Origin of the sequence: Pseudomonas sp. HR1 (assembly GCF_030175875.1) — a bacterium.
GTDB classification, from domain to species: domain Bacteria; phylum Pseudomonadota; class Gammaproteobacteria; order Pseudomonadales; family Pseudomonadaceae; genus Chryseomonas; species Chryseomonas oryzihabitans.
Genome location: NZ_JASNRF010000001.1, coordinates 1,289,045 through 1,314,488, shown reverse-complemented (window position 1 = coordinate 1,314,488; position 25,444 = coordinate 1,289,045). Strand labels below are relative to the sequence as shown.

Genomic DNA, 25,444 nt, shown 5'->3' with positions numbered 1-25,444 from the left:
ATGCGCGTGCTGCTGATCGAAGACGATCCCGACCTCGGCGAGGGCATCCGCACCAGTCTGCGGGAAGAGGGCTATACCCTGGACTGGCTCAAGGACGGCGAAAGCGCCGTCCACGCCCTGCGCGAAGAGGGCTTCGACCTGGTGGTGCTGGATCTCGGCCTGCCGCGCCTGGACGGCATCCAGGTGCTGCGCCAGAGTCGCGCCAACGGCCTGACCACGCCGGTGCTGATCCTTACCGCCCGCGACGACACCGAGGACCGGGTCGCCGGCCTCGACGCCGGCGCCGACGACTACCTGGTCAAGCCCTTCGACATCAAGGAACTCAAGGCGCGCCTGCGCGCCCTGCTGCGGCGGCGCAACGGTCCCTCGCAGATCCAGCTCGAAGGCGGCGGCATCGCTCTGGATCCGGCCACCCGCCGGGTCACCTTCGATGGCCAGCCGGTCAACCTCACCCCGCGCGAATACCAGCTGCTGCACGAACTGCTGGCCAATCCGGGCAAGATCTTCAGTCGCGACCGCCTCATGGGGCTGCTCTACGGCTGGGACGAGGGGGTGGAAAGCAACACCCTGGAAGTGCACATCTACAACCTGCGCAAGAAGCTGCGCGCCGACCTGATTCGTACCGTCCGGGGCATCGGTTACCGCCTCGAATGTCCATGACCTCCATCCGCCGCCGCACCGTCGGCCTGGTGCTCTCGCTGCTGCTGATCGGCACCCTGCTGATCGCCCTGACCAACGTCCACGACAGCCAGCGCGAGATCGGCGAGATCTACGATGCCCAGCTGGCGCAGAGCGCGCGCATCCTGCAGGGCATGCTGCGCGCCGCCCCCCGCGGCGAAGGCCGCCTGGCGCTGCACGCCAGTGTCACCCAGGCTCTGGCCGAGGCCAGCGACAGCCCCTATGGCCACAGATACGAGGCCAAGATGGCCTTCCAGGCCTGGAACGCCCGCGGCGTCCCCCTGATGCGCTCGCCCAGCGCGCCCATCTTCAGCATGCCGACGACCCCGGGTTTCACCGAGCAGACCCTGGAGGGCGAGGCCTGGTATGGCTTCCTGCTGCCCGACCCGGAGCACGACCTGATGCTCTGGGTCGGCGAACGCGAAGAGGTGCGCGCCGATCTGGTCCGCCGCATCCTGCGCCACACCCTCACGCCGCATCTGATCGGCCTGGTGCTGCTGTCGCTGCTGGCCTGGCTGGCCATCGGCTGGGGCCTGAAACCGCTGCGGCGCATGGCCGGGCTGATCCGCCACCGCGACCCGGAATCCCTGCAACCGCTGCAGCTGGATCCGCTGCCGCGCGAACTGGAACCCATGCAGGCGGCGCTCAATCGGCTGCTGCTGCAGATCGAGCAACTGCTGCAGCGCGAACGCCGCTTCATCGCCGATGCCGCCCACGAGTTGCGCACGCCGCTGGCGGTGCTGCGCCTGCATGCGCAGAACGCCCTGTCCGCGCAGACCGCGGCGGCCCGCGACGAGGCGCTGAAATTCGTCGTCAGCGGCACCGACCGACTGACCCGGGTGGTCAACCAGCTGCTGATCCTGGCGCGTCTGGAACCCCGGCCGAGCTGGAGCGCCGAGCAGCGCTTCGATTTGCGCACCGCCCTCAGCGCCACCCTGGAAGAACTGGGTCCCTGGATTCTCGACAAGGGCCTGGACCTCAGCCTCGACGCCGAAGCCAGCCGGGTGCAGGTCCATGGCGACAGCGCCATGCTGGGCATCGCCCTGCAGAATCTGCTGACCAATGCGGTCAACGTGTCGCCTCCCGGCGGCGAGATCCGCATCCGCCTGGAGGTCACCGCCGACTGGGCGGAGATCCAGATCCTCGACCAGGGCCCCGGCATCGCGGAGGAGATCCAGCCACGGCTGTTCGAGCGCTTCTACAGCAGCGGCGCGGCCAACGGCGCCGGCCTGGGACTGTCCATCGTCCAGACCGTCGCCCAGCACCTGGGCGGACGCATCGAACTGGGCAACCGCCCGGAGGGCGGCGCCTGTGCCCGTCTCGGCCTGCCGGTGCTGCCGGGACCCGGCTAGGGACTCGACCCGTCGCCGGCCTTCGGGCAAGGTAGCGGCGCACCGGCCGCGAGAGGACGCCTCCCATGCAAGCTCAGGTCTATCTGGTCGACGACGAAGCCAGCATCCGCGAAGCGGTGCGCCAGTGGCTGGAGCTGTCGGGGCATCAGGTGCGGCTGTTCGCCCGCGCCGAAGACTGCCTGGCGGCAGTGACCCCGGATTTCGCCGGGGTGGTGGTCAGCGACGTGCGCATGCCCGGCATGGACGGCCTGGCCCTGCTGGAACAGCTGCAGGCGTTGGATGCCGACCTGCCGGTGATTCTGCTCACCGCCCACGGCGACGTCGCCCTGGCGGTCAGCGCCATGCGCCAGGGCGCCTACGATTTCCTGGAAAAGCCCTTCAGCCCCGAGGCGCTGCTCGGCGATCTCGGCCGCGCCCTGGAAAAGCGCCGGCTGGTGCTGGAGAACCGCCAGCTGCACCGCCGGGTCGACGACCAGAGCGCGCTCGCCCGCCGCCTGCTCGGCGTCTCGCCCGGCATCGTCCGGCTGCGCCAGCAGATCCTCGACCTGGCGCCGACGCCGGTCAACGTACTCCTGCGCGGCGAGACCGGCAGCGGCAAGGAACTGGTCGCCCGCTGCCTGCACGACTTCGGTCCCCGCGCCGGCAAGGCCTTCGTCGCCCTCAACTGCGCGGCCATCCCCGAGCAGCTGTTCGAGAGCGAATTGTTCGGCCACGAGAGCGGCGCCTTCACCGGCGCCCAGGGCAAGCGCATCGGCAAGCTGGAATACGCCAACGGCGGCACCCTGTTTCTCGACGAGATCGAGAGCATGCCCCTGGCGCAGCAGGTCAAGCTCTTGCGGGTGCTGCAGGAGCAGCGTCTGGAGCGCCTCGGCTCCAACCAGAGCATCGCCCTGGACCTGCGCATCGTCGCCGCCACCAAGCCGGATCTCCTGGAAGAAGCCCGCGCCGGACGCTTTCGCGAAGACCTGGCCTATCGCCTCAATGTCGCCGAGCTGCACCTGCCGCCGCTGCGCGCCCGGCGTGAAGACATCCCGCTGCTGTTCGATCACTTCCTCGCCGAGGCCGGCGCCCGCCTGGGCCGGCCGGTCACCCCGCCCGGCGCGGCGCGCCTGGCCCAGCTGCTGGGTCACGGCTGGCCCGGCAACGTGCGCGAGCTGGCCAACGCCGCCGAGCGCGAGGCCCTCGGCCTGGGTACCCCCGCCACCGCGGCCGCGGGCCACTCCCTGGCCGATCAGCTGGAAGCCTTCGAGGCCCAGTGCCTGCGCGCCGCCCTGGCCCGCCACGGCGGCGAGATCAAGGCGGTGATGGACGAGTTGCAACTGCCACGGCGCACCCTCAACGAGAAGATGCAGCGCCATGGCCTGGTACGGGCCGACTTCCGCGATGAGGACTGAGAGGCCATAGGCGGAAATCCGCTCATTGCTCACCGCCTTTCGGCGATCTTTCGCCGATCCGCCCTGGCAAAACCCAGTCAGGACGCGGCTTCGCGACCTGGCACGCCCCCTGCTATAGCCCTTGTCGACGCCCCGAGCGCCCTAATAACAACGACAAGAGGAACACCCTGTGGATAGCACCGCTACCCTCGCGGCCGGCCAGACCGCGCCCAAGACCACCTCGCAGCGCATCAAGTCCATCTTCAGCGGTTCCGTCGGCAACCTGGTCGAATGGTACGACTGGTACGTCTACGCCGCCTTCTCCCTGTATTTCGCCAAGGCCTTCTTTCCCAAGGGCGACCAGACCGCCCAGCTGCTCAACGTCGCCGCCATCTTTGCCGTGGGCTTTCTCATGCGCCCCATCGGCGGCTGGCTGATGGGCCTCTATGCCGACAAGGCCGGCCGCAAGTCCGCGCTGATGGTCTCGGTGATCATGATGTGCGCCGGCTCGCTGATCATCGCCCTCACCCCCAGCTACACCACCATCGGCGTCGCCGCCCCCATCATGCTGGTGCTGGCGCGGCTGCTGCAGGGCCTCTCGGTGGGCGGTGAATACGGCACCTCCGCCACCTACCTGAGCGAGATGGCGACCAAGGAAAGCCGCGGCTTCTACTCCAGCTTCCAGTACGTCACCCTGATCTCCGGGCAGCTGCTGGCGCTGGCTACCCTGATCGTGCTGCAGCAGACCCTGACCGTCGAACAGCTGGAAAGCTGGGGCTGGCGCATCCCCTTCCTGATCGGCGCCGCCTGCGCCGTGACCGCGCTCTACCTGCGCCGCGGCATGGAAGAGACCAGCTCCTTCAAGAAGGCCGAAAAACCCAAGGAATCCCTGATGCGCACCCTGATGCGCCATCCCAAGGAATTCTTCACCGTGGTCGGCCTGACCATGGGCGGCACCCTGGCCTTCTACACCTACACCACCTACATGCAGAAGTACCTGGTCAACTCGGTGGGCATGAGCAAGACCGACGCCACCTCCATCTCGGCGGCGACGCTGTTCCTGTTCATGCTGCTGCAGCCCGTGGTCGGCGCCCTCTCCGACCGCGTCGGCCGGCGTCCGGTACTGATCGCCTTCGGCGTGCTCGGCACCCTGTTCACCTACCCGATCCTCACCGCCCTGGGCAGCGTCACCACCTGGTGGGGCGCCTTCGGCCTGATCATGGTGGCGCTGGTGATCGTCAGCTTCTACACCTCGATCAACGCCGTGGTGAAGGCCGAGCTGTTCCCCACCGAGATCCGCGCCCTGGGCGTCGGCCTGCCCTATGCCCTGACCGTGTCCATCTTCGGCGGTACCGCCGAATACCTGGCCCTGTGGTTCAAGAGCATCGGCATGGAGAGCGGCTACTACTGGTACGTGACCGGCTGCATCGCCTGCTCGCTGCTGGTCTACGTCTTCATGAAGGACACCCGCGATCACTCGCGCATCGTGCACGAATAACCGCTCGTCCCTGGGTGCGGGCCTCTCGGTCATTAGATTTGGCCGTCCGGCCCGCCCCCCTTTGCCTGGGCTTTGGGGCACGCCATCGTAGTGTCACCGGCAGCGTCCACAACGGTCATTTCGCTGACCGCTGTGGCGAGTTCGCCCCCTCCTCCCAAGCCCGGGTTACACACTCATGGAAATCGACTACGGTCCCAGCTACGCCAAACTGGGTCTCCAGTTTCAATACCAGTGGAGCAGCCTGCTGCGCGATGCCCTGAAGAAGCACGGCATCACCGACGCCCAGGCCAAGGCCATCTGCGGCGACTTCGCCTTCGATCTCTCCAAGCTCATCGACGAAGCCGAAATCAAGGCCGACGGCCTCTCCTATCGCCCGGTGATCGCCTTCACCGAGGACGAGGAAACCCTGCTGGTGCAGTCCGCCGAATTCGACTATCACGAAGCGGCCTACGCCACCGCCGCGGCGGCGTTCGAGAAGAAGTAAGACTCGCTGGGGCCCTGCGCCCTCACCCCAACCCTCTCCCCCAGGGAGAGGGGGCGGTCTGGAGCGGTAGCGGGCTCTTCCTCCAGACGTGGGTTCCAAGCCTGTTTTCAGTGTTACTGCGATAGCGATTCGCTTAGGCCAGTTGAGGCCATTTCACCTCCACCCCCTCCAACTTCATCGACAGAGCCGAAATCAAGGCTGACAGCCTCTCCTAGCGCTCGGTGATCGCCTTTATCGAGGACTGGGAAATCATGTTGGCGCAGTCAGCCAGCTTTGAATATCACAAAGCGGCCTATGCCACTGCTGCTGCGGCGTTCGAGGGGAAGTAAGGCTGGCCCCGGGCCCTCACCCCAACCCTCTCCCTCAGGGAGAGGGAGCGGCCTGGAGCGGTGGCGGGCTCTTTCTCCAGACGTGGGTACTGAAGCTGTTTTCAGTGCTGCTGCGATAGCAGTTTTGACTGTCTTTCAGCGAGAGCTACTCCATAGCTCCGCTTCGCTCCGTATGGCCCCCTCTCCCCCCGGGAGAGGGTTGGGGTGAGGGCCGCACAGGCACCCTTGTCATAGCCGCGCGAACCGCGCGTTGGAGCCTCGCCAACACGATTTCCCCAGGCGATACTCCCCGGATCACCTCTCACTCCGTACCACCCCCTCTCCCTCCGGGAGAGGGTTGGGGTGAGGGCCGCACAGGCACCCTTGTCATAGCCGCGCGAACCGCGCGTTAGAGCCTCGCCAACACTATTTCCCCAGGCGATACTCCCCGGATCACCTCTCACTCCGTACCACCCCCTCTCCCTCCGGGAGAGGGTTGGGGTGAGGGCGAACCCGACACCAGAACACCCAGGGAAAGGATTCCCATGCTCCTCATCAGCCATGCCCGCGCCCTGCGCCGGGGTCAGACCGACGCCGAGCGCGCACTCTGGTATCACCTGTGCGGCAACCGTCTACAGGGTCATAAATTCCGCCGTCAGCATCCCTATGGTCGCTATATCCTGGACTTCGTCTGCCTGGAAGCGCGGCTAGTGATCGAACTGGATGGCGGCCAGCATCAGGGCAGCGCCAACGACCGCGAGCGCGACGCCTGGCTGCAGGCCCAGGGATTCAAGATCATTCGCTTCTGGAATCATGAGGTCCTGACCCAGCCCGACGCCGTGCTCGAACGCCTTCACGCAGCCCTCAGCCCGGCTTGACCCTCGGCTTGCGCACGCGCGGCACTGCGCCACCCGTCTTCGCCGTCGCCTTGGCCTTGCTCCCGCCCGTACGTCGCTTCTTCTTCCAGGGCGCGCCCTTGCCCGCCGGCGGCGGTCCGCTGATGGTCAGGGTCAGGCCGAGACAGCGCTCCACCTGCTTGCCCATCCAGGCCGATTGCTTGGTGACGAATTCGGCCAGGCTCAGCTCGCCCTCCTGCACCCGATCCAGCGCCTGCTCCCAGAGCGCCGTGGTGCCCGGATCGGCGATGGCCCGGGGCACGGCGTCGATCAGGCCGAAGGCCGCCGGGGTCGCCGCCAGGGCCTTGCCCTGCTTGACCAGGTAGCCGCGGTCCAGCAGGCCCTGGATGATGCTGGCGCGGGTCGCCTCGGTGCCGATGCCGGTGGTGTCCTTGAGCTTCTGCTTGAGGGCGGGATCCTCCACCAGCTTGGCGACGTTCTTCATCGCCTTGATCAGATCGCCCTCGGTGAAGGGCTTGGGCGGTTGGGTCAGCTGATCCTTGCAACGCACCTCGACCACCGGATAGGACTCACCCTCGCGCAACTCGGGCAGCGCCTGGGGCGGCGGTGCCTCGCGACCCTTGGGCGGCGTGAGCGATTCGGGCAAGGCGCGCCGCCAGCCGGGTTCCACCAGCCGCTTGCCGGTGGCCCGCAGGCGTTCGCCGCCCGCCGCGAAGTCGGCCTGGGTGCGATCGAATTCGTGCGGCGGCAGGAATTGCGCCAGGTAACGCGCGCGGATCAGGCCATAGACGTTGCGCTCCTGCGGACTCAGGCGGCCCAGGTCGCGGGTCACCTGCGTCGGGATGATGCCGTGGTGGGCGCTGACCTTCGCATCGTTCCAGGCCCGCGAGCGGCGACTGGCGTCCAGATGGTCGCGCAGTGGGGCGAGACTGCTGTCGGCGCCCAGCAAGGCGGCCAGCAGCGCCGGCGCCTCGGCGTGCTGGGACAGCGGCAGGTAGCCGCAATCGCTGCGCGGATAGGTGATCAGCTTGTACTTCTCGTAGAGCGCCTGGGCGACGTCCAGGGTCTGCTGGGCGCCCAGGTTGAGGCGCTTGGAACAGACCTCCTGCAAGGTGCCCAGATCGAAGGGCAAGGGCGCCGCCTCGCGGACGCGCTCGGTCTTGAGCTTGACCAGCCGCGCCTGCCCAGCCGCCTCGATGGCCCGCGCCGCCGCCTGGGCCACCTCGGGCTTGAGACAGCGGCCCTGGTCGTCGCAGACCTCCTCTGGCGGCTGCCATTGGGCCTGGAAGCGACTGCCGGAGGCGTCCAGGGTCGCCTCCACGGTCCAGAAGGGCACCGGCACGAAGGCGGCGATGGCACGATCGCGGTCCACCACCAGACGCAGGGTCGGCGTCTGCACGCGTCCGACCGAAAGCACGCCCTGATAGCCGGAGCGACGCCCCAGCAGGGTGAACAGCCGGCTCATGTTCATGCCGATCAGCCAGTCGGCGCGCGAGCGGCCCAGGGCGGACTGATAGAGCCCATAGGTCTCGGCACCGGGCTTGAGCGCGGCCAGAGCGCGGCGGATGGAGACGTCATCCAGCGCCGACAGCCACAGCCGGCGGATCGGCCCGCGATAGCGGCAATGCTCCACCAGCTCGCGGGCGATCATCTCGCCTTCGCGATCGGCGTCGGTGGCGATCACCAGTTCGCTGGCCTCGCCCAGCAGGCGCTTGACCGCCTTGAACTGGCTGCCAGTGGTCTTCTTGACCTGCAGCTTCCACTGCTCGGGAACGATGGGCAGGTCGTCCAGCGACCAGCGCTTGTAGCGGGCGTCATAGGCGTCCGGTGGCGCCGTTTCCAGCAGGTGGCCGATGCACCAGGTCACGGTCACGCCCTGCCCCTGCAGGCAGCCCTCGCCGCGGCGGGTGGCGCCGAGGATGCGGGCGATGTCCTTGGCCTGGGAGGGTTTTTCGCAGAGATACAGCTGCATGGCGGGCGTCGCACGAGGGGAATCGCCACAGGATGCAAAGCCTGCGCGAGCGGCGCAAGGCCTAATCTGTATATCCGTACAGAAAGCGGCCTTTGCGCAAATTCGCCCAGTGGGCCACAGCGTCCTCAGGACGTGGATCACAGCTTGAACGGCGGCCGCCGCGGACGCGGAATCTTGCCGTGGCTGGGCAGTCCTTGGGCTACGGCACTTTCGCCGTCTTTAGCCGAGCTCTGGGAGGCGTCAATGAACACTGTAGCTATGGATCGCACCACGGCCGAGAGCACCGGCGCCGGAAATCTCGTCGACACCGCCAGCGGCCAGGCCCTGCGGGCCAGCATTTCGGCCATGCGCCGGACCACCAGCCAGGTGCAGCGCATCAACGATCAACTCTGGGAAGTCTGGCCGGACGGCCGTCGCAAGCTGCTGCTGCGCTAAGACCTCCCGCCCGACGCCCTAGGCGGGCGTCGGCGTCTCCAGCGCGGCCAGATAGGTCGCGACCTCGGCCTGGATCCAGGCACTGAAGCGCTCCTGCTTTTCCGCCGATTCGGCGCGTTCCGGCCAGACCAGCCAGTAGGCATAGGGATAGGGCGCCGTTACCGGACTGAGCTGGACCAGACGCCCCTCGTCCAGCGCGGCCTGCACCAGGCTGCGCCGCTCCAGCGCTAGCGCCTGACCAAGGCGTAGCGCCTCCAGTACCACGTTGGAATCATTCACGCTGATGCCGCGATTGGGTGCTGCTTCGCCTAGACCAGCCGTTTCGCCCCAGTGCAGCCAGGTTTCCTCCGTGTGCAATAGCGGCTGCGCGAGAGCCTCGTCCAGGCTGCACGGCAGTTGCCCACCGTTGTAACCAGGTGCCGCCACCAGCAGCACATCGTCCTGAAACAGCCGAAGCGCCGTCAGGCCATCCCACTGGCCCTCGCCCATGCGCACTCCGATATCCACCATGCCCTGGCGCAGATCCTGGAAATCCAGGCTGGTCTGGATACGGATGCGATAGTCCGGGTACAGGGCGCGAAAACGCGGCAGCCGGGGCAGCAGCCAGTGGGTGGCGAAGGAGGGAAAGGTGGCGAATACCAGCTCGTTGCGCCGCGGGCGGGCCTGCAGTCGCCGGGTCGCCTCGCCCAGATCCTCGAGCAGCTGGCGGACCTGCTCGGCATAGACGCGACCGTCGCCGGTGACCTCGATCCCGCGCCCCTGGCGCTCGAACAGCACCATGCCCAGCTGGTGCTCCAGGCCCTTCACCTGCTGACTGACCGCGGCATGGGTGAGGTGCAATTCATTGGCGGCGCGGGTCACGCTGCCCAGGCGGGCAACCGCTTCGAAGCAGCGCAGGGCATTCAACGGCGGCACACGGGACATGTAAGCTTTCCTTAATGGTCCGGTCAGAATTTCTCGCTGGAAGCAGCTTCGCCGAATCCTTAATGTCTTGTCCAGAGCGGCACATGGCGTGAAACACACGGCCAGGATGACGTTCCACGTGAAACAGGATTCACTCTTTCTGACAGGACACCCCCATGCAACTCATCGGCATGCTCGACTCCCCCTATGTGCGGCGGGTCGCGATCTCCCTTCGCCTGCTGGTTCTGCCCTTCGAGCTGCGCCAGATCTCGCTGTTTCGTGAGGTCGAGCGCTTTCGCAGCTTCAATCCGGTGCTCAAGGCACCCACATTGATCTGCCTGGACGGTCAGCGGCTGATGGATTCGTCGCTGATTCTGGACTATGCCCAGCATCTCGCCTGTGGCAGTCGGCAGTTGTGGCCAAGCGGCCACGCGGCCCGGGCCACCGCCCTCAGTCGCAGCGGCCTGGCGCTGGCCCTGTCCGAGAAGGCGGTGCAGCTGGTGTACGAGCGTGATCTGCGACCGGAAGAGAAGCGTCATGCGCCCTGGCAGCAGCGCGTGGAAGGTCAGTTGCGTGCGGCCTGTGGCGCCTTGGACAAGGCCTGGCTGGGCCCGCGTCCGCCGCTGGGTGAAGACAGTATCGGCCAGGACGCCATCGACACGGCGGTGGCCTGGACCTTCCTGCACTTCGCCCTGCCGGGGCTGATCGAGCGGCGTAACTACCCGACGCTGGAGGCCCTGGCCGCCGAGGCGGAGACGCTGTCGGTGTTTCGCGATTATCCGCTGGCGTGACGGAAAAGCATGGCGGCCATGGGCCGCTCCTACGGGACCCTGTAGGAGCGGCCGCATCGGCGGACCGCCATGGCCGCGATGCGCTTGGCGACTCCCTACCCGCGGTAATACCGCTGCGGCACGAAGGGGGTCTTGGCGACCTTGACCGGCACCTGCTTGCCGCGCACCACGGCGAACAGCTGGGTATCCAGGGCGGCGAAGTCGCTGTCGACATAACCCATGGCCACCGGCGCCCCCAGGGTCGGGCCGAAGCCGCCACTGGTGACACGACCGATGCTGGCGCCATTGGCATCCACCAGCTCGGCGCCCTCGCGCACCGGCACCCGTTCCTGCACCAGCAGGCCGACGCGCTTGCGGCTCACGCCCTCACGCTGTTCGGTGAAGATGCGCTCGGCACCGGGGAAACCGCCGGCGCGACCGTTGCCTTCACGCCGCACCTTGGACAGCGCCCATCCCAGGTTGGCCATCACCGGCGTGGTGCCGGCATCCATGTCATGGCCATAGAGGCAGAGACCGGCTTCCAGGCGCAGGGAGTCGCGCGCGCCCAGGCCGATGGCCTCGACCTCCGGCTCGGCCAGCAGGCGGCGGGCCAGGGCCTCGGCGGCGGCGCTGGGCACCGAGATCTCGTAGCCGTCTTCGCCGGTATAGCCACTGCGACTGACGATGCAGGGCTGGTCCAGCAGCTTGACGCGGCGGACCTGCATGAAGGTCATCTCGGCCACCTCTGGCGCCAGGCGCGCCAGCACCGCGGCAGCGGCGGGCCCTTGCAGGGCCAGCAGGGCGCGATCGAATTGCGGCAGCACCTGACAGCGATCGCCCAGGTGCTTTTCCAGGTGGGCGAGGTCGGCTTCCTTGCAGGCGGCGTTGACCACCAGGTAGAGGCAGTCACCCAGGTTGGCGACCATCAGGTCGTCGAGGATGCCGCCGTTGTCGTCGGTCAGCAGGGCATAGCGCTGCATGCCGCTGGGCAGGTCGATGATGTCGACCGGCACCAGGGTCTCCAGCGCCTCGGCGGCTTCTTCGCCTTCGAGCAGGACCTGGCCCATGTGGGACACGTCGAACAACCCGGCCTGGGCGCGGGTGTGCTGGTGCTCCTTGAGCACGCCGAGCGGGTATTGCACCGGCATCTCGTAGCCGGCGAAGGGCACCATGCGGGCGCCGAGTTCCAGGTGCAGGGCGTGCAGCGAAGTCTTGAGCAGGGACATGGTGGGGCTCCGTGTCGGGTGGCGGCTTCCGCACTCCGGTCCTCCAGAGCAGGAAGCTGTGATCTGAGTGGGTCGTGCCTGCCACTGATGAGCGAGACGCGACCTCGGTGCTTCGGATTTCCCTCACCCCGGCCCTCTCCCTGAGGGAGAGGGGGAAGAGCGGTGCTTCGCTCGGACATCCTGCACAACTGCTGCAGAGCTATCGGAGTGCTACGGCGCTCCTCCCCTCTCCCCCTGGGAGAGGGGCCGGGGGTCAGGGTCAGGCCTCGCCGTAGGCTTCGATCGGCGGGCAGGAGCAGACCAGGTTGCGATCGCCGTAGACGTTGTCGATGCGCGCCACCGGCGGCCAGTACTTGCCGTCCACCAGACTCGGCAGCGGGAAGACCGCCTGCTCGCGGCTGTAGGGGTGGGTCCACTCCCCGGCCAGTTCGCGCGCGGTGTGCGGCGCGTTCTTCAGCGGGTTGTCCTGGGGATCCAGGGTGCCGGCTTCCAAGGCGCGGATCTCTTCGCGGATGGCGATCATGGCGTCGCAGAATCTGTCCAGTTCCTGCTTGGACTCGCTCTCGGTGGGCTCGATCATCAGGGTGCCGGCCACCGGGAAGGACATGGTCGGCGCATGGAAGCCGAAGTCGATCAGGCGCTTGGCCACGTCGTCCACGGTCACGCCGCTGCTGTCCTTGAGCGGACGCAGGTCGAGGATGCACTCGTGGGCCACCAGGCCACCGGTGCCGCTGTAGAGCACCGGGTAGTGCTCTTCCAGCCGGCGGGCGATGTAGTTGGCGCTGAGGATGGCGATCTGGGAGGCGCGGGTCAGACCGGCGCTGCCCATCATCTTCAGGTACATCCAGGAGATCGGCAGGATGCTGGCGCTGCCGTAGGGCGCCGCGCAGACCGCGCCTTCCTTGCGTTCCAGCCGGGCATGGCCAGGCAGGAAGGGCGCCAGGTGCGCCTTGACGCCGATAGGGCCGACGCCCGGACCGCCGCCGCCATGGGGGATGCAGAAGGTCTTGTGCAGGTTGAGGTGGGAGACGTCACCGCCGAACTGACCCGGAGCGCAGAGACCGACCATGGCGTTCATGTTGGCGCCGTCGATATAGACCTGGCCGCCGTGGTCGTGGACCACCTGGCAGATCTCGCGGATGGCCTCTTCGAACACCCCGTGGGTGGACGGGTAGGTGATCATCAGCGCGGCCAGGCGCTCGCTGTGCTGCTCGGCCTTGGCCCGCAGGTCGTCGAGATCGACGTTGCCGCGCTTGTCGCAGGCCACCACCACCACGCGCATGTCGACCATGCTGGCGGTAGCCGGGTTGGTGCCGTGGGCCGAGGCCGGGATCAGGCAGACGTCGCGTTCGCCCTGGCCGCGGCTCGCGTGATAGGCACGGATGGCCAGCAGGCCCGCGTACTCGCCCTGGGAGCCGGCGTTGGGCTGCAGGGAGACGGCGTCATAGCCGGTGGCGGCGCAGAGCATGGCCTCCAGCTCGGTGGTGAGCTGGGCATAGCCCTCGGCCTGGTCGGCCGGGGCGAAGGGGTGGATACCGCCGAATTCCGCCCAGGTGACCGGGATCATCTCGCTGGCGGCGTTGAGCTTCATGGTGCAGGAACCCAGCGGGATCATGGTGCGATCCAGCGCCAGGTCCTTGTCCGCCAGCTTGCGCAGGTAACGCATCAGCTCGGTCTCGGACCTGTGGCTGGCGAACACCGGATGGGTCAGGAAGGCCGATTGGCGCTGCAGCGCCGCGGGCACTTCCACGCCCTGGGCATCGCCCAGCTCGGCGACCTGGGGCGCGGGCTTGCCGTCGGCCAGGATCTCCAGCAGCGCCTGGACATCGGCCAGGGTGCTGGTCTCGTCCAAGGACACGCCCAGGGCCTCGGCGCTGACTTCGCGCAGGTTGTAGCCACAGGCACGGGCGGCCTCGTGCAGCGCGGCGGTGCGCGCGCCGAACACCAGGGTCAGGGTGTCGAAGGCGGTGTGCTGGGTCTCGTGGCCCAGGCGCTGCAGGCCGGCGGCCAGCAGGCTGGTCAGACGCTGCACCCGGGTGGCGATGCGGGTCAGACCTTCGGGACCGTGGTAGACCGCGTACATGCTGGCGATGTTGGCCAGGAGCACCTGGGCGGTGCAGATGTTGCTGGTGGCCTTCTCGCGGCGGATGTGCTGCTCGCGGGTCTGCAGCGCCAGGCGATAGGCCGGGTTGCCGTGGCGATCGATGGACACCCCGACGACGCGCCCGGGCATGTCACGCTTGTACTTGTCCTGGGTGGCGAAGTAGGCCGCGTGCGGGCCGCCGAAACCGAGCGGTACGCCAAAACGCTGGGCGGTGCCGATGGCCACGTCCGCGCCCAGTTCGCCGGGCGGGGTGAGCAGGGTCAGGGCCAGCAGGTCGGCGGCCATGGCCACCAGGGCACCGGCGGCCTGGAAGGCCTGGATGCTCTCCCGGTAGTCACGGATCTCGCCGGTGGTCATGGGGTACTGGAACAGCGCACCAAAGAAGCGGCCGTGGTCCTCGATCTCGGTTTCCACGCCCACCACCACCTCGATGCCCAGGGGCTCGGCACGGGTGCGCAGGACGTCCAGGGTCTGCGGATGGCAGTGCACGGAGGCAAAGAAGGCGCCGGCCTTGTTTTTCGCCAGGCGCTTGCAGAAGGTCATGGCCTCGGCGGCGGCGGTGCCCTCGTCCAGCAGCGAGGCGTTGGCCACCGGCATGCCGGTGAGGTCGCCGATCAGCGTCTGGAAGTTGAGCAGGGCTTCCAGACGACCCTGGGAGATCTCCGGCTGGTAGGGGGTGTAGGCGGTGTACCAGGCCGGATTTTCCAGCAGGTTGCGCAGGATCGGCGCCGGGGTATGGGTGTTGTAGTAGCCCTGGCCGACCAGGCTCTTGAGCAGGCGATTCTTGCCGGCGATGGCGCGCAGCTCGGCCAGGGCGTCGGCTTCGGACAGCCCGGCGGGCAGGTCCAGCACGCTGGTGCCCTTGATGCTCTCGGGAATCACCTGGGCGGTCATGGCGTCCAGGGATTCATAGCCGAGCAGATTCAGCATGGCGATCTCGTCGAGCTCGCGCGGACCTATGTGGCGCGGGACGAATTCGTCGGCGGTGCTGAGGGTGTCGTGCAGCGACATGGCGGTCTTACCCCTTGATCAGTTGCTGATAGGCGGCTTCGTCGAGCAGCGCGGCGAAGGCTTCGGCATTGGCGGGCTGGAAACGAAAGAACCAGCCGGCGTTCAGCGGATCGCTGTTGATGGTCTCGGGCGCATCGTTCAGCGCCTCGTTGACCGCCAGGACCTCGCCGTCCAGCGGCATGGTGATGTTGCTGGCGGCCTTGACCGACTCCAGCACCGCCACCTCATCGCCCTGGGTGTAGCTGCGCAGCTCCGGCAATTGCACGAAGACCAGGTCGCCCAAGGAGTCCTGAGCATAGTCGGTGATGCCGACGGTAATGCTGCCATCGGCTTCCTGACGCAGCCATTCGTGTTCTTCGGTATAGCGCAGACCCATTGCCAGACTCCTGCGGACCTTTGTCCTGATGGATAGATGGGTCTGGGATTGCAAGGGTGATGCCAGGAACAAAGGCCAGTGTTTTCAGGGGTTTAGCTAAAGAACCCCTATTGCGCCGTAGCGAAATCGTTACGATTGACGCCCCAACCCGCCACACTCGTATCGATTTACAAACATCGTATCGAAATCGTTACGATATTAGCCAGGCTCCTGGGTCCGACAGCTGGGCTGTACGCCAGGGCCCTGCTGTTCCTTATCACCGTGCTGCAGACAGAGGCGGATAGAGCGTCTTGCGCGCTAATTTCCTCCCGCGGTGACCCAGTCTTCAACGCGCAGGCCTGGCACCCGGTCGAACTCGCGACGGTTGTTGGTGACCACGATCAGGCCCAGAGAGCGCGCATGCCCCGCGATCATCTGATCATAGGGACCGATCTGCTGACCCGCTCGGGCTAGTTCGGCGCGCAACTGCCCGGTATGGGCTGCGGCTTCGGGACCGTACGTCAACACCTCCAGCCGCGCGGCGAAGCCCTCGATCACCGCCAGGTTGCGCTCCGGGCTGGAAGACTTTTCCGCACCGTAGATCAGCTCCATCAGGGTGATCGTACTGATGCACAACTGCCCCTGGTGCCGGGTGAAGGCCTCGCGAACCGACGTCGGTCGGTTCTTGATGGTGAAGATGCAGGTGTTGGTGTCGAGCATGAACTTGAGCATCAGAAGCCCTCGCGCTCCTGCTCGGCGGGCTGGTCCCGTTCCGCCATGAAATCCGCCGTGACACCCTCCCCCTCGAACCAGGAATCCCAGGATTCCCCGGCCGGGGTAATGATCCTCGTGCGACCGACCGCGACCACATCGACGCGCTTCACGTCTGCGGGCAGGGCAACCGCCTTTGGCAGTCTCACCGCCTGACTGCGATTGCTTTGGAATACGGCGCCTTGATCCATGATCGACCTCCGGGATATATCGGATGTATATCCCATATTAGGGGCAAGGCTGGATCTGTCAATCGGCACCCTCGCGGCATCAGGCATTACGGCTGGCATAGCGCTCTTCGCGCGGATGACACCTGGTGAAGCCTTGGGAAAGACGCCGGAGGCGGAAATGTCATCGGCTCGTGGCAAGATTCGGACAAGCGCACCCGCCGCGAACTTCCGCCCCGCTTCGTCGGACCAACAAGGCACAACAAGACCTCTGCCAAGCGGCTTTGCCCTCTTCCATCCTTGTCTGGAGTCTTTGTCATGGCTGTGAAAACCGTTGCCGATTTGCTCGTCGCCACCCTCGAAGCGGCTGGTGTCGACACCATCTGGGGCCTGCCGGGCGATTCGCTCAACGGCCTCACCGAAAGCCTGCGCAAGCGTGAGCGCATCCGCTGGCGTGGCGTGCGGCACGAAGAAGCCGCGGCCTTCGCCGCCAGTGCCGCGGCCGACACCAGCGGGCGTCTGGCGGTCTGCGCCGGCTCCTGTGGCCCGGGCAACCTGCACCTGATCAATGGCCTGTTCGACGCCCAGCGCAGCGGTGCGCCGGTGCTGGCCATCGCCGCCCAGATTCCCTCCAGCGAGATCGGCCTGGGTTACTTCCAGGAGACCCATCCGGAACGCCTGTTCCGCGACTGCAGCGACTTCTGCGAGGTGGTCTCCCATCCCGAGCAACTGCCCCGCATCCTCGAGACCGCCATGCGTTCGGCCATCCTCAATCGTTCGGTGTCGGTGGTGGTGATTCCCGGCGACGTGGCCCTGGCCGAGGCGCCGATCAAGGAAGCTCAGTGGAGCGAGCCGGTGCGTCCGGTGGTGGTGCCACCGGACGCCGAGCTGGATGCCCTGGCCGAATTGCTGGCCGGGGAAAAGCGCATCACCCTACTCTGCGGCGCCGGTTGCGCCGGTGCCCATGCCCAGGTGGTGGCCCTGGCCGAGCGCCTGCAGGCGCCGGTGGTCCATGCGCTGCGCGGCAAGGCCCATATCGAGTATTCGAATCCCTATGGCGTGGGCATGACCGGCCTGATCGGCTTTTCGTCCGGCTATCACGCACTCAAGGAATGCGACCTGCTGCTGATGCTGGGCAGCAACTTCCCCTATCGCAACTTCTTCCCGGATCACGGCCGCGTGGTGCAGATCGACGTGCGCGGCGCCCACCTGGGCGTACGCACCCCGCTGCTCAAGGGCCTGGTGGGCGATGTCCGCGCCACCCTCGAAGCCCTGCTGCCGCGACTCCAGCCCAACAGCCACAGCCGCTTCCTGGAAAAGGCCCAGCAGCACTATCGCAAGACCCGCGCCGAGCTGGACGAACTGGCCACCGCCACCGCCGATGGCGAGCCGCTGCATCCGCAGTACCTCACCACCCGCGTCAGCGAACTGGCCGCGGCGGATGCCCTTTTCACCTGCGACGTCGGCACTCCCACGGTGTGGGCGGCGCGCTACCTGGCGATGAATTTCGAGCGCAAGCTGGCCGGCTCCTTTACCCATGGCTCCATGGCCAATGCCCTGCCCCAGGCCATGGGTCTGCAGGCGGCCTATCCCGACCGCCAGGTGGTGGCGCTGGCCGGCGACGGCGGACTGTCCATGCTGCTCGGCGAACTGGCGACCCTGGCCAGCGAGAAGCTGCCGGTCAAGGTCATCGTCTACGACAACGCCACCCTGGGCTTCGTCGCCATGGAGATGAAGGCCGCCGGCATGATCGACGAGACCACGGATCTCGCCGCCGTCGACTTCGCCCAGGTGGCCGAGGCCTGCGGCGTGCGCGGCTGGAAGGTGGAATCGGCCAGTCTGCTCGACGCCACCCTGGAGGAGGCCTTCGCCCACCCCGGCCCGGCGCTGGTGGATGTACGCATCGCCAAGCAGGAGCTGTCGCTGCCACCGAAGATCGAGGCCGCCCAGGCCAAGGGCTTCAGCCTCTACATGCTGCGCGCGGTGATGAGCGGGCGCGGCAGCGAGGTGCTGGACCTAGCCAAGACCAACGTGCTGCGTTGATGGTCGGGGGTTGCTCGGCTATTCCAGCAGCCGAGCGACCTCGCCACTGGCCTTGAGCTGCGCGAACGCCGTGCGCAGCCGGGCTACCAGCGGCGCCGGCGTGGTCGGGCTGAACGCCATGTACAGCGGGGTATCGAGATCCTCCAGGGCGGCGAGGCGGCGCAATCCCGGACAGGCGCTAGCCGCGTCCTGGCAGAAGCGAATGGCATCCTGCTCCGGCAGCAGCACGGCATCAACCTGACCATTGAGCAAGCGGCTGAAGTTGTCCTTTTGCTGGCCTGACACCACCAGCTGCTGGAAGCCGAGCGACTGCAAATACTGGTGGCGCACATCGTCGCGCATCACGCCCAGCCGATAGGCGCGGGCGTCGTCGAGACGCTCGATACGCACGTCGTCGCGATTCGCCAGCCGATAGAAGTAGTACCGCAGGCGCATGACCTCCCCGACCCACTGGAATTGGGTCTCGCGAGCCGGCGTGCGGGCGATCAGATAGATCAGCACCCCTGGCTCGTGCAGGGCCAGATCATAGGCGCGAGCCCAGGGATAGAGTTCCAGGCGGTAGTCGGTGATACCCGCCAGGGCCAGGGTACGCTCCACCACCGAGGTCGCCGGCCCACCCACCCGACCGTCCACGCTCCAGCTCAAGGACGTCTCTTCCGTCACGGCGCGCACCGTGGCGGCCTCCACGCCCGGCCCCAGCAGGGCCAGCAGGGCCAACAACAGATGACGCTTCATGGCAGCGGCTCCTCAGGCAGATGACAGCTGCGATGGCGCCCCAGGCTTTTCGCGCGGTAGAGCGCCCGGTCGGCCTGGCGCAGCAGGCTGGCGAAATCGTGCATATCGGTACTCAGGGTGGCATAGCCGATGCTCAGGGTGACGTGGCCAGCAGCCTCCGAGCCGGCATGGGTGATTTCCAGCGCGGCGACGGCCCGGCGCAAGCGCTCGGCCATCGCCCCCGCGCCCGCCAGATCGGTCGCGGGCAGCAGAACCGCGAACTCTTCGCCGCCGATCCGCGCCACCAGGTCGCCTGGGCGCGTGACGACCTGCTGCATGGCGGTCGCTACCTGCTGCAGACAGACATCGCCCTGGGCATGCCCATAGGTATCGTTGTAGCGCTTGAAAAAGTCGACATCGCAGAGCAGCAGCGCGAGGGGCTCCCCGGAGCGTCGCGCGCGGCGAAACTCCACCTCCTCGGCCTCGTCGAAACAGCGCCTATTGGGCAGCCCGGTGAGCGGATCGCTGCGCGACAGTTGCTCCAGCCGCGCGTTGGCGCTGCGCAACGCCTCCTGGGACGTCAGCAGGTCGCGCAATTGCAACTGGTGATGGGAGGCATGCAAGAGCAGTTGGGTGGTCATGTTGATGAGGGCGCGTTCATCGGTGCGCCACTCGCCACCCAGATTGCAGCCGAAGAGCAGCAAACCGTCTTCGTCCTCGGCGATCCGCAGATGGACCAGCGCCAGGGCTTCGTTACCTAGTGCCAACAGCGGCTCCGCCGCGTCACCGAAGGCGGCCACGAGCGCCTCGCGCGTCGCGAAGGTACGGGGGACCTCGGGTTCCAGCAGGGCTTCCAGCACCTGGGCGCAGGGCGGCGGCAGTGTCAGACCAGCGGCCAACGGCTCGGCGTCGCGGAACCAGCCCTGGTAAAGGCGATAGGGCGCATCCCGGGTGTCACGCTTGAACCAGAAGGCCTGACGCGCGCGCAAGCGTTGTGCGACCTCCTGTAGACAGAGTTGGCAATGCCGGTCGAAGTCCGCGTAAGGCGCATGGATCAGTTGGTTGGACAGCCTCAGGATGGTTTGCTGCGCCGTCGCCAAGGCCTCGAGCTCTGCCGTGCGCTCGCGAACTCGCTCCGCCAGGAGATCGCGATGCGCGGCGAGCTCTTCTTCGTGGCGATGCTGTTGGGCCAGGTAGCCCGCCAGGTTGCCCTGCAGGGTATTGATGCCACTCACCAGCAGATCCAGCTCGTCCTGGCGGGTGGGCCGCCGCAGTCGAAGGGGCTCGGCGAGGGTGGCGGCCGTCAGCCGGGACAGGTGGCGGGCGATCCGACGGACATGCAGGGTCACCAGCCGATTGAAGGCCAGGCTGACCAGGCCGGCGAGCAGCAGGGCGAGTGCCAGTTGGGTCAGCAGGGTACTCGCCACGCTGTCGCGCAATTCACGCCAGAGCAGGGCTTCATTGCCTTGGATGAGGAGTTCGCCGAGCACCTCGTGACCGCCCGGATAGGGACTGTAGACCAGCGTGGAGCTTCGACTCGGCGCCAGGCTCGAGGGCGCCCAGTCGGCCTGCTGACGGGATTGGACGTCGGACTCCTGGCCGTGGCCGGTCAGCCGCAGCTCGATACGGCCGACCGAGGCGATGCGCGACGCCCCGTCCAGTTGCGCCTGCACCGCGGGCTTGTCCAGTTCCCAGATGGCCTTGGTCAGGGTCGACTGGTACACCTGCTCCAGCAATTGCAGCTCGGTATCCATACCCAGGCGATTCTGTTCCCAGATATTCCAGGTGCGCAGCCCTGCCGTGGCCGCGGAAAACAGCAGACAGAACGCCACCGTCAGCAAGGCCAGGCGGTTACCGAGCGAGCGGCGTTTCAGCACGCCCCTCATAGCCAGCGCCGCTGGAGTTCGGCCAGCGTACCGTCCTGTTGCAACGTCACGAAGGCCGCCCGCAGCCGTGCCATCACCTCGGGAGCGGTGCCCAGGCTGGCCGCCAGATACAGCGGATAGGGGGCGGCGCAGTAGGCCTGCCGCAGATCGCCCTGAGGATCGTAGCCGGCCTGGCGAGCGAGGTGATCGGCCACGGCGCGGTTGGCGATCCACAGGTCGACCCGACCGGCTTTGAGTTTCTCCAGGTTGAGGCTGTAATGCGTGCCGGATTGCAGCTCCCGTCCGACGGTGAAGCCCTGCTCCAGCAGGATGCGCTCTCCCGCATCGCCGTTGACCGTAGCGATTTGCAGGCCGCGGGCCGCCTGCAGGCTGGCCAAGGGACGCACGCGGTCCCGCCAGCCGAACAGGCAGAGGGTGGTCTCGGTCAGGGGCACCACCCACTCGAACAGCGCCTCGCGCTCGGGCAGACGCGCCATGGAAAAGACGAGGACATCGGGCCGGCCCTGGGCCTGGGCGAAGGCCCGCGCCCACGGCATGACCTGCGGCTCGGCCGCAAGCTCGGCCCGGGCCAACAGCAGCCGCACCAACTCGACGGAAAAGCCGGTCACCCGGCCATCCGGCTGGACCACGCTGAACGGCGGATAGTCCTCGGTCACCAGTTGCAGTGCGCCGGCACGGACGCCCGTGCACACCAGCACCAGACCGAGAACCAGCCAATGCAAGAAGCTGCTCGTCACGAAGCCCTCCCCCCGTCCGAGCGTGATGTCGTCTGACGTTATCGGGCTGCCGTGACGAAACTTGAAGCGGCGGGGCTAGTCTCGCCGGGGGATACCATAACGCCGCAGGCGCATGGCAATGGCCGAGTGGGACGTCTGCAACCGCGCGGCCAGCTGGCGGCTGGACGGGTACTGCGGATAGAGTCGTTCCAGCAGCGCCGCCTCGTAGCCCTGGACGGCGGCCTCCAGGGTGCTGACCTCGGTCTCGACCTGCCCCGCCACCGCCGTGCCGGCCAGGTCGAGGTCGTCGACGTCGATCTGGCCGCTCTCGCTGATGGCGGCGGCGCGAAAGAGGATGTTCTGCAATTGCCGCACGTTGCCCGGCCAGGCGTTGCCCAGCAGCACGCCATAGGTGGCCGGCGCCAGGCGACATGGCGGTCGGCCGATCTGGGCGCAGGCCTGCTGCAGGAAGTGCCGTGCCAGCAGCAGTATGTCCTGGCCCCGCTCGCGCAGTGCCGGCACCTGTAGGCTGAGCACATTGAGGCGATAGAAGAGGTCTTCGCGAAAGGTGCCGGCGGCGACCATGGCCTGCAGGTCGCGATGGGTGGCGGCGAGGATGCGCACATTGACCTGGGTTTCCTGGGCTCCGCCAACGCGGCGGAAGGTGCCATCGGAGAGAAATCTCAGCAGCTTGGCCTGCAGATAGGGCGACATCTCGCCGACTTCGTCGAGAAACACCGTGCCCTGGTCGGCCAGTTCCAGCAGGCCCGGCTTGCCGCCGCGCTGGGCGCCGGTAAAGGCGCCCGGGGCATAGCCGAACAATTCGCTCTCGGCGAGGCTTTCCGGCAGAGCCGCGCAGTTCAGCGCCAGAAAGGGCGCCTCGCGCCGCGCACTGGCCGCATGGCAGGCGCGCGCCACCAGTTCCTTGCCGGTGCCGGTCTCGCCGAGGATCAGCAGCGGCGCCTCCAGGGCGGCCAGGCGCTGGGCGCGGGCCTTGAGGGTGCGGATGGCGGCGCAGTCGCCGAGCAGCGAATCGAAGCCCTCGGGGGTGTCGTGGCGCAGCGCCGAGAGGCGGCCACCGATACGGCTGGGGGCATAGAGGGTCAGCAGGCCACCGGCCAGGCCGCCCACCGGTTCGCCGATGGGGGTGGCGTCCAGCAGCAGTGCCTGGCCGCGCAGCACCACCTCGCGCAGGGGCAGGCGAAAGCCCTGGTCCAGCAGTTCGGCGGACAATTCGCCGTCATTGAAGAGTTCGGCCAGGGTGTTGCCGGCGCCTTCCCCGGCCAGGGCGGCAAAGGCCGGATTGGCCAGCAGGATGCGGCCCTCGCCGTCCACCGCCAGCACCGGATCGGCCATGGCGGCGAGCAGGGCGTCGAGCTGCAGGGAGCGGCGCTGGCCGGGCAGGATGTCCACCACCCGCACCGCCTCCACCCCCACCACGGTCAGCAGGGCGGCGCGCAACTCCTCCAGCACCGTCGCGCTCAGGGTCGGCGCATCGATGTAGACGTTGGGCGGCACCATCTCCACGGCGTCCAGGTTGAGATTGCGGGCACCGAGCAGCGCCAGGACTTCCTGGGTGATGCCGACACGATCGATGAACGACACATGGATACGCATGGAAACCCTGGGGTCTGAGTGCGAAAGGACTAATGCTACCCAAATGCTCGGGGTAGAATCATTTCTCATTTACCCAGGCGGGAACGCGATGAACAACAAAGACCCCCTTCTTCTCGATCAGCAGCTGTGCTTCGCGCTGTACTCCACCTCGCTGGCCATGACCAAGGTGTACAAGCCGCTGCTCGAAGAGGTGGGCCTGACCTATCCGCAGTACCTGATGATGCTGGTGCTGTGGGAAAACGATCGGCTGCCGCTCAAGGAGCTGGCGCGCCGGCTGCACCAGGACTCCGGCGCCCTGACCCCGGTGCTCAAGCGCCTGGAAGCCGAGGGCTACGTGACCCGGCAGCGCAATGCCGAGGACGAGCGCAACCTGTCCATCGAACTCACCGAGTCTGGCCGTGCCCTGCGCGAGCGGGCCCGGGAGATCAACGGCACCATCAGCAGCTATTGCGCGCTGGGCGATGCCCAGATGAATGCCCTGCGCGAAAACCTGATGACCCTGAGAGCCAAGCTGGAGCGTTAGCCTCCTTCGCTGCCGCTGGTCGGCTGCTCCTAAAAATATATTTGCGCGATAACGAATATCGCGATAACTTAAATCCGTACCCGGACGATTCCTTCGGTCAACGTCCGAACGATCAGTTATCGCGATACCTAAACAGGAGCACGCCATGAACATCCTCTATACCGCTTCCGCAACCAGCACCGGTGGCCGTGACGGCCGTTCCATCAGCAGCGACAAGGTCCTGGACGTGCAGCTGTCCACGCCCAAGGAGCTGGGCGGCGCCGGCGGTGCCGGCACCAATCCCGAGCAACTCTTCGCCGCCGGCTATTCGGCCTGCTTCATCGGCGCGCTCAAGTTCGTCGGCGCCAAGGAAAAGATCGCCGTGCCGGCGGACGTCAGCGTGACCGCCCAGGTCGGCATCGGCCCGATCCCCACCGGCTTCGCCCTGGACGTCGAGCTGGTCATCAGCCTGCCGGGCCTGGAGCGTGCCGTGGCCGAAGACCTGGTCGAGAAGGCCCACCAGGTCTGCCCCTACTCCAACGCCACCCGCGGCAACGTGGACGTGCGCCTGACCCTGGCCTAAAGGTCGCGGTATTACCCAGGCGCCTCCGCCGAGGCGCCCGGTCCTTCCCGTTCGAGGAGTCATCTGTCATGCGTACCGTCTCTCGCCTGCTTGGCCTTTCCGCGCTCAGCCTGGCCCTGGGCAGCGCCTTCGCCGCGCCCCAGCCCGATCCGCACCTGGAGCGCACCACCCAGGGCTTCGTCGATGCCCTGAACGGCAGCGGTGGCAAACCCCTGGAAACCCTGAGCCCCAAGGACGCCCGCGCAGTGCTGGCCGGCGCCCAGTCCGGCGTCAAGGTCGATCTCTCGGGGGTCAAGACCCGTGAAAAGACCATCCAGGTCGACGGCAAGCCGCTGCAGCTGACCATCGTCCGCCCGGCGAACGCCAAGGGGCAGACACCGGCCTTCATGTTCTTCCATGGCGGCGGCTGGGTGCTGGGCGACTTCCCCACCCACCAGCGCCTGGTGCGTGACCTGGTGGTGGCGTCCGGCGCCACGGCGGTGTTCGTCAACTACACCCCGAGTCCGGAAGCCCACTTCCCGGTGGCCATCAACCAGGCCTATGCCGCGACCCAGTGGGTGGCCGAGCACGGCAAGGACATCGATGTCGACGGCAGTCGCCTGGCGGTGGCCGGCAACAGCGTCGGCGGCAACATGGCCGCGGTGGTCAGCCTGATGGCCAAGGACAAGGGCACGCCCAAGCTGCGCTACCAGGTGCTGTTCTGGCCGGTGACCGATGCGAACTTCGACAACGGCTCCTACCAGACCTATGCCGAGGGCCGCTTCCTGACCCGCAACATGATGAAGTGGTTCTGGGACAACTACACCACCAGCGACACCGAGCGCGCCAACGTCTACGCCTCGCCGTTGCGGGCCAGCGAGGCCCAGCTCAAGGGTCTACCGCCGGCGCTGGTGCAGACCGCCGAGAACGACGTGCTGCGAGACGAGGGCGAGGCCTATGCCCGCAAGCTCAACGCCGCCGGCGTCGATGTCGTCCAGGTGCGCTACAACGGCATGATCCACGACTACGGCCTGCTCAATGCCCTGGCCAAGGTACCCGAGGTCCAGACTGCGCTGACCCAGGCCGGCCAGTTGCTCAAGCAGCACCTGCAATAAGGCAGGCGCGGTACCCAAGGGGGTG

23 protein-coding genes are annotated in these 25,444 nt (G+C 67.2%); 12 read left to right on the top strand and 11 right to left on the bottom strand.

Going from position 1 to position 25,444, the window contains the following annotated elements; all coding sequences use genetic code 11:
- The 6 genes from QKY98_RS06100 to QKY98_RS06075 all read left to right on the top strand — a co-directional run bounded on the left by QKY98_RS06100 (window position 1) and on the right by QKY98_RS06075 (window position 6,571).
- Entirely contained in the window at window positions 1-660 is a 660-nt protein-coding gene (locus QKY98_RS06100) for a response regulator transcription factor (protein WP_027597373.1), read from the top strand.
- Window positions 657-2,030 (top strand): sensor histidine kinase, encoded by a 1,374-nt coding sequence (locus QKY98_RS06095; protein WP_278388664.1) that lies wholly within the window; start codon window positions 657-659, stop codon window positions 2,028-2,030. The genes QKY98_RS06100 and QKY98_RS06095 overlap by 4 nt, the downstream gene beginning before the upstream one ends.
- Window positions 2,031-2,095: 65 nt before the next feature.
- On the top strand, window positions 2,096-3,424 hold the full coding sequence (gene mifR / locus QKY98_RS06090; RefSeq protein WP_108581658.1) for a two-component system response regulator MifR: 1,329 nt from the start codon (window positions 2,096-2,098) through the stop codon (window positions 3,422-3,424).
- A 169-nt stretch (window positions 3,425-3,593) separates the two neighbouring features.
- Window positions 3,594-4,901, top strand: coding sequence for an MFS transporter (locus QKY98_RS06085; protein ID WP_042134690.1), 1,308 nt, complete (start codon window positions 3,594-3,596; stop codon window positions 4,899-4,901).
- 175 nt (window positions 4,902-5,076) lie between these two features.
- Complete coding sequence (locus QKY98_RS06080) at window positions 5,077-5,385, top strand: hypothetical protein (RefSeq protein WP_027597369.1); 309 nt, start codon at window positions 5,077-5,079, stop codon at window positions 5,383-5,385.
- 853 nt (window positions 5,386-6,238) lie between these two features.
- Window positions 6,239-6,571, top strand: a complete 333-nt coding sequence (locus QKY98_RS06075) for an endonuclease domain-containing protein (RefSeq protein ID WP_284670530.1) — start codon at window positions 6,239-6,241, stop codon at window positions 6,569-6,571.
- Here QKY98_RS06075 and QKY98_RS06070 read toward each other — a convergent pair.
- Complete coding sequence (locus QKY98_RS06070) at window positions 6,558-8,522, bottom strand: DNA topoisomerase III (RefSeq protein WP_284670529.1); 1,965 nt, start codon at window positions 8,520-8,522, stop codon at window positions 6,558-6,560. The genes QKY98_RS06075 and QKY98_RS06070 overlap by 14 nt on opposite strands.
- A 243-nt stretch (window positions 8,523-8,765) precedes the next feature.
- On the opposite strand from QKY98_RS06070, the gene QKY98_RS06065 reads away from it, so the two are divergent.
- On the top strand, window positions 8,766-8,957 hold the full coding sequence (locus QKY98_RS06065) for a hypothetical protein (protein WP_144954499.1): 192 nt from the start codon (window positions 8,766-8,768) through the stop codon (window positions 8,955-8,957).
- A gap of 18 nt (window positions 8,958-8,975) precedes the next feature.
- On the opposite strand, the gene QKY98_RS06060 is transcribed toward QKY98_RS06065, so the two are convergent.
- Complete coding sequence (locus tag QKY98_RS06060) at window positions 8,976-9,881, bottom strand: LysR substrate-binding domain-containing protein (RefSeq protein WP_042134696.1); 906 nt, start codon at window positions 9,879-9,881, stop codon at window positions 8,976-8,978.
- Between the two features lie 155 nt (window positions 9,882-10,036).
- Between QKY98_RS06060 and QKY98_RS06055 the strand changes: the two genes are divergently transcribed.
- On the top strand, window positions 10,037-10,651 hold the full coding sequence (locus QKY98_RS06055) for a glutathione S-transferase (protein ID WP_284670528.1): 615 nt from the start codon (window positions 10,037-10,039) through the stop codon (window positions 10,649-10,651).
- A gap of 95 nt (window positions 10,652-10,746) precedes the next feature.
- Here QKY98_RS06055 and gcvT read toward each other — a convergent pair whose 3' ends face one another.
- The 5 genes from gcvT to vapB form a co-directional block, all read right to left on the bottom strand.
- Window positions 10,747-11,856, bottom strand: a complete 1,110-nt coding sequence (gene gcvT / locus QKY98_RS06050) for a glycine cleavage system aminomethyltransferase GcvT (RefSeq protein ID WP_074584221.1) — start codon at window positions 11,854-11,856, stop codon at window positions 10,747-10,749.
- A gap of 259 nt (window positions 11,857-12,115) precedes the next feature.
- A complete protein-coding gene (gcvP, locus tag QKY98_RS06045; protein WP_284670527.1) occupies window positions 12,116-14,971 on the bottom strand; it encodes an aminomethyl-transferring glycine dehydrogenase in 2,856 nt (951 codons plus the stop codon).
- A gap of 7 nt (window positions 14,972-14,978) precedes the next feature.
- Window positions 14,979-15,347, bottom strand: a complete 369-nt coding sequence (gene gcvH, locus QKY98_RS06040; RefSeq protein ID WP_284670526.1) for a glycine cleavage system protein GcvH — start codon at window positions 15,345-15,347, stop codon at window positions 14,979-14,981.
- Window positions 15,348-15,644: 297 nt separating this feature from the next.
- The gene (vapC, locus tag QKY98_RS06035) at window positions 15,645-16,058 is read right to left on the bottom strand and encodes a type II toxin-antitoxin system tRNA(fMet)-specific endonuclease VapC (RefSeq protein WP_027597361.1); all 414 of its coding nucleotides are present in this window, start codon (window positions 16,056-16,058) and stop codon (window positions 15,645-15,647) included.
- Window positions 16,058-16,288 carry a type II toxin-antitoxin system VapB family antitoxin gene (vapB, locus tag QKY98_RS06030; RefSeq protein ID WP_027597360.1) on the bottom strand — a complete coding sequence of 77 codons (231 nt, stop codon included), beginning with the start codon at window positions 16,286-16,288 and terminating at the stop codon, window positions 16,058-16,060. Before vapB ends, vapC begins: the two co-directional genes overlap by 1 nt.
- 294 nt (window positions 16,289-16,582) lie before the next feature.
- On the opposite strand from vapB, the gene poxB reads away from it, so the two are divergent.
- The gene (gene poxB / locus QKY98_RS06025; RefSeq protein WP_169854540.1) at window positions 16,583-18,307 is read left to right on the top strand and encodes a ubiquinone-dependent pyruvate dehydrogenase; all 1,725 of its coding nucleotides are present in this window, start codon (window positions 16,583-16,585) and stop codon (window positions 18,305-18,307) included.
- Window positions 18,308-18,325: 18 nt separating this feature from the next.
- Here the strand turns inward: poxB and QKY98_RS06020 are convergent, their stop codons facing one another.
- From QKY98_RS06020 to gcsR, 4 genes are all read right to left on the bottom strand, one after another.
- Entirely contained in the window at window positions 18,326-19,042 is a 717-nt protein-coding gene (locus QKY98_RS06020; RefSeq protein WP_108581663.1) for a substrate-binding periplasmic protein, read from the bottom strand.
- Window positions 19,039-20,898, bottom strand: a complete 1,860-nt coding sequence (locus tag QKY98_RS06015; RefSeq protein WP_186380406.1) for a GGDEF domain-containing protein — start codon at window positions 20,896-20,898, stop codon at window positions 19,039-19,041. Before QKY98_RS06015 ends, QKY98_RS06020 begins: the two co-directional genes overlap by 4 nt.
- A 5-nt stretch (window positions 20,899-20,903) precedes the next feature.
- Window positions 20,904-21,629 (bottom strand): substrate-binding periplasmic protein, encoded by a 726-nt coding sequence (locus tag QKY98_RS06010; protein ID WP_042134706.1) that lies wholly within the window; start codon window positions 21,627-21,629, stop codon window positions 20,904-20,906.
- Between the two features lie 90 nt (window positions 21,630-21,719).
- Window positions 21,720-23,240 carry a transcriptional regulator GcsR gene (gcsR, locus tag QKY98_RS06005; RefSeq protein WP_027597357.1) on the bottom strand — a complete coding sequence of 507 codons (1,521 nt, stop codon included), beginning with the start codon at window positions 23,238-23,240 and terminating at the stop codon, window positions 21,720-21,722.
- A gap of 88 nt (window positions 23,241-23,328) precedes the next feature.
- On the opposite strand from gcsR, the gene QKY98_RS06000 reads away from it, so the two are divergent.
- The 3 genes from QKY98_RS06000 to QKY98_RS05990 all read left to right on the top strand — a co-directional run bounded on the left by QKY98_RS06000 (window position 23,329) and on the right by QKY98_RS05990 (window position 25,419).
- Complete coding sequence (locus tag QKY98_RS06000) at window positions 23,329-23,763, top strand: MarR family winged helix-turn-helix transcriptional regulator (protein ID WP_027597356.1); 435 nt, start codon at window positions 23,329-23,331, stop codon at window positions 23,761-23,763.
- 145 nt (window positions 23,764-23,908) lie between these two features.
- Window positions 23,909-24,325, top strand: a complete 417-nt coding sequence (locus tag QKY98_RS05995; protein ID WP_027597355.1) for an organic hydroperoxide resistance protein — start codon at window positions 23,909-23,911, stop codon at window positions 24,323-24,325.
- A gap of 68 nt (window positions 24,326-24,393) precedes the next feature.
- Entirely contained in the window at window positions 24,394-25,419 is a 1,026-nt protein-coding gene (locus QKY98_RS05990; protein WP_284670525.1) for an alpha/beta hydrolase, read from the top strand.
- Window positions 25,420-25,444: the final 25 nt, after the last annotated feature.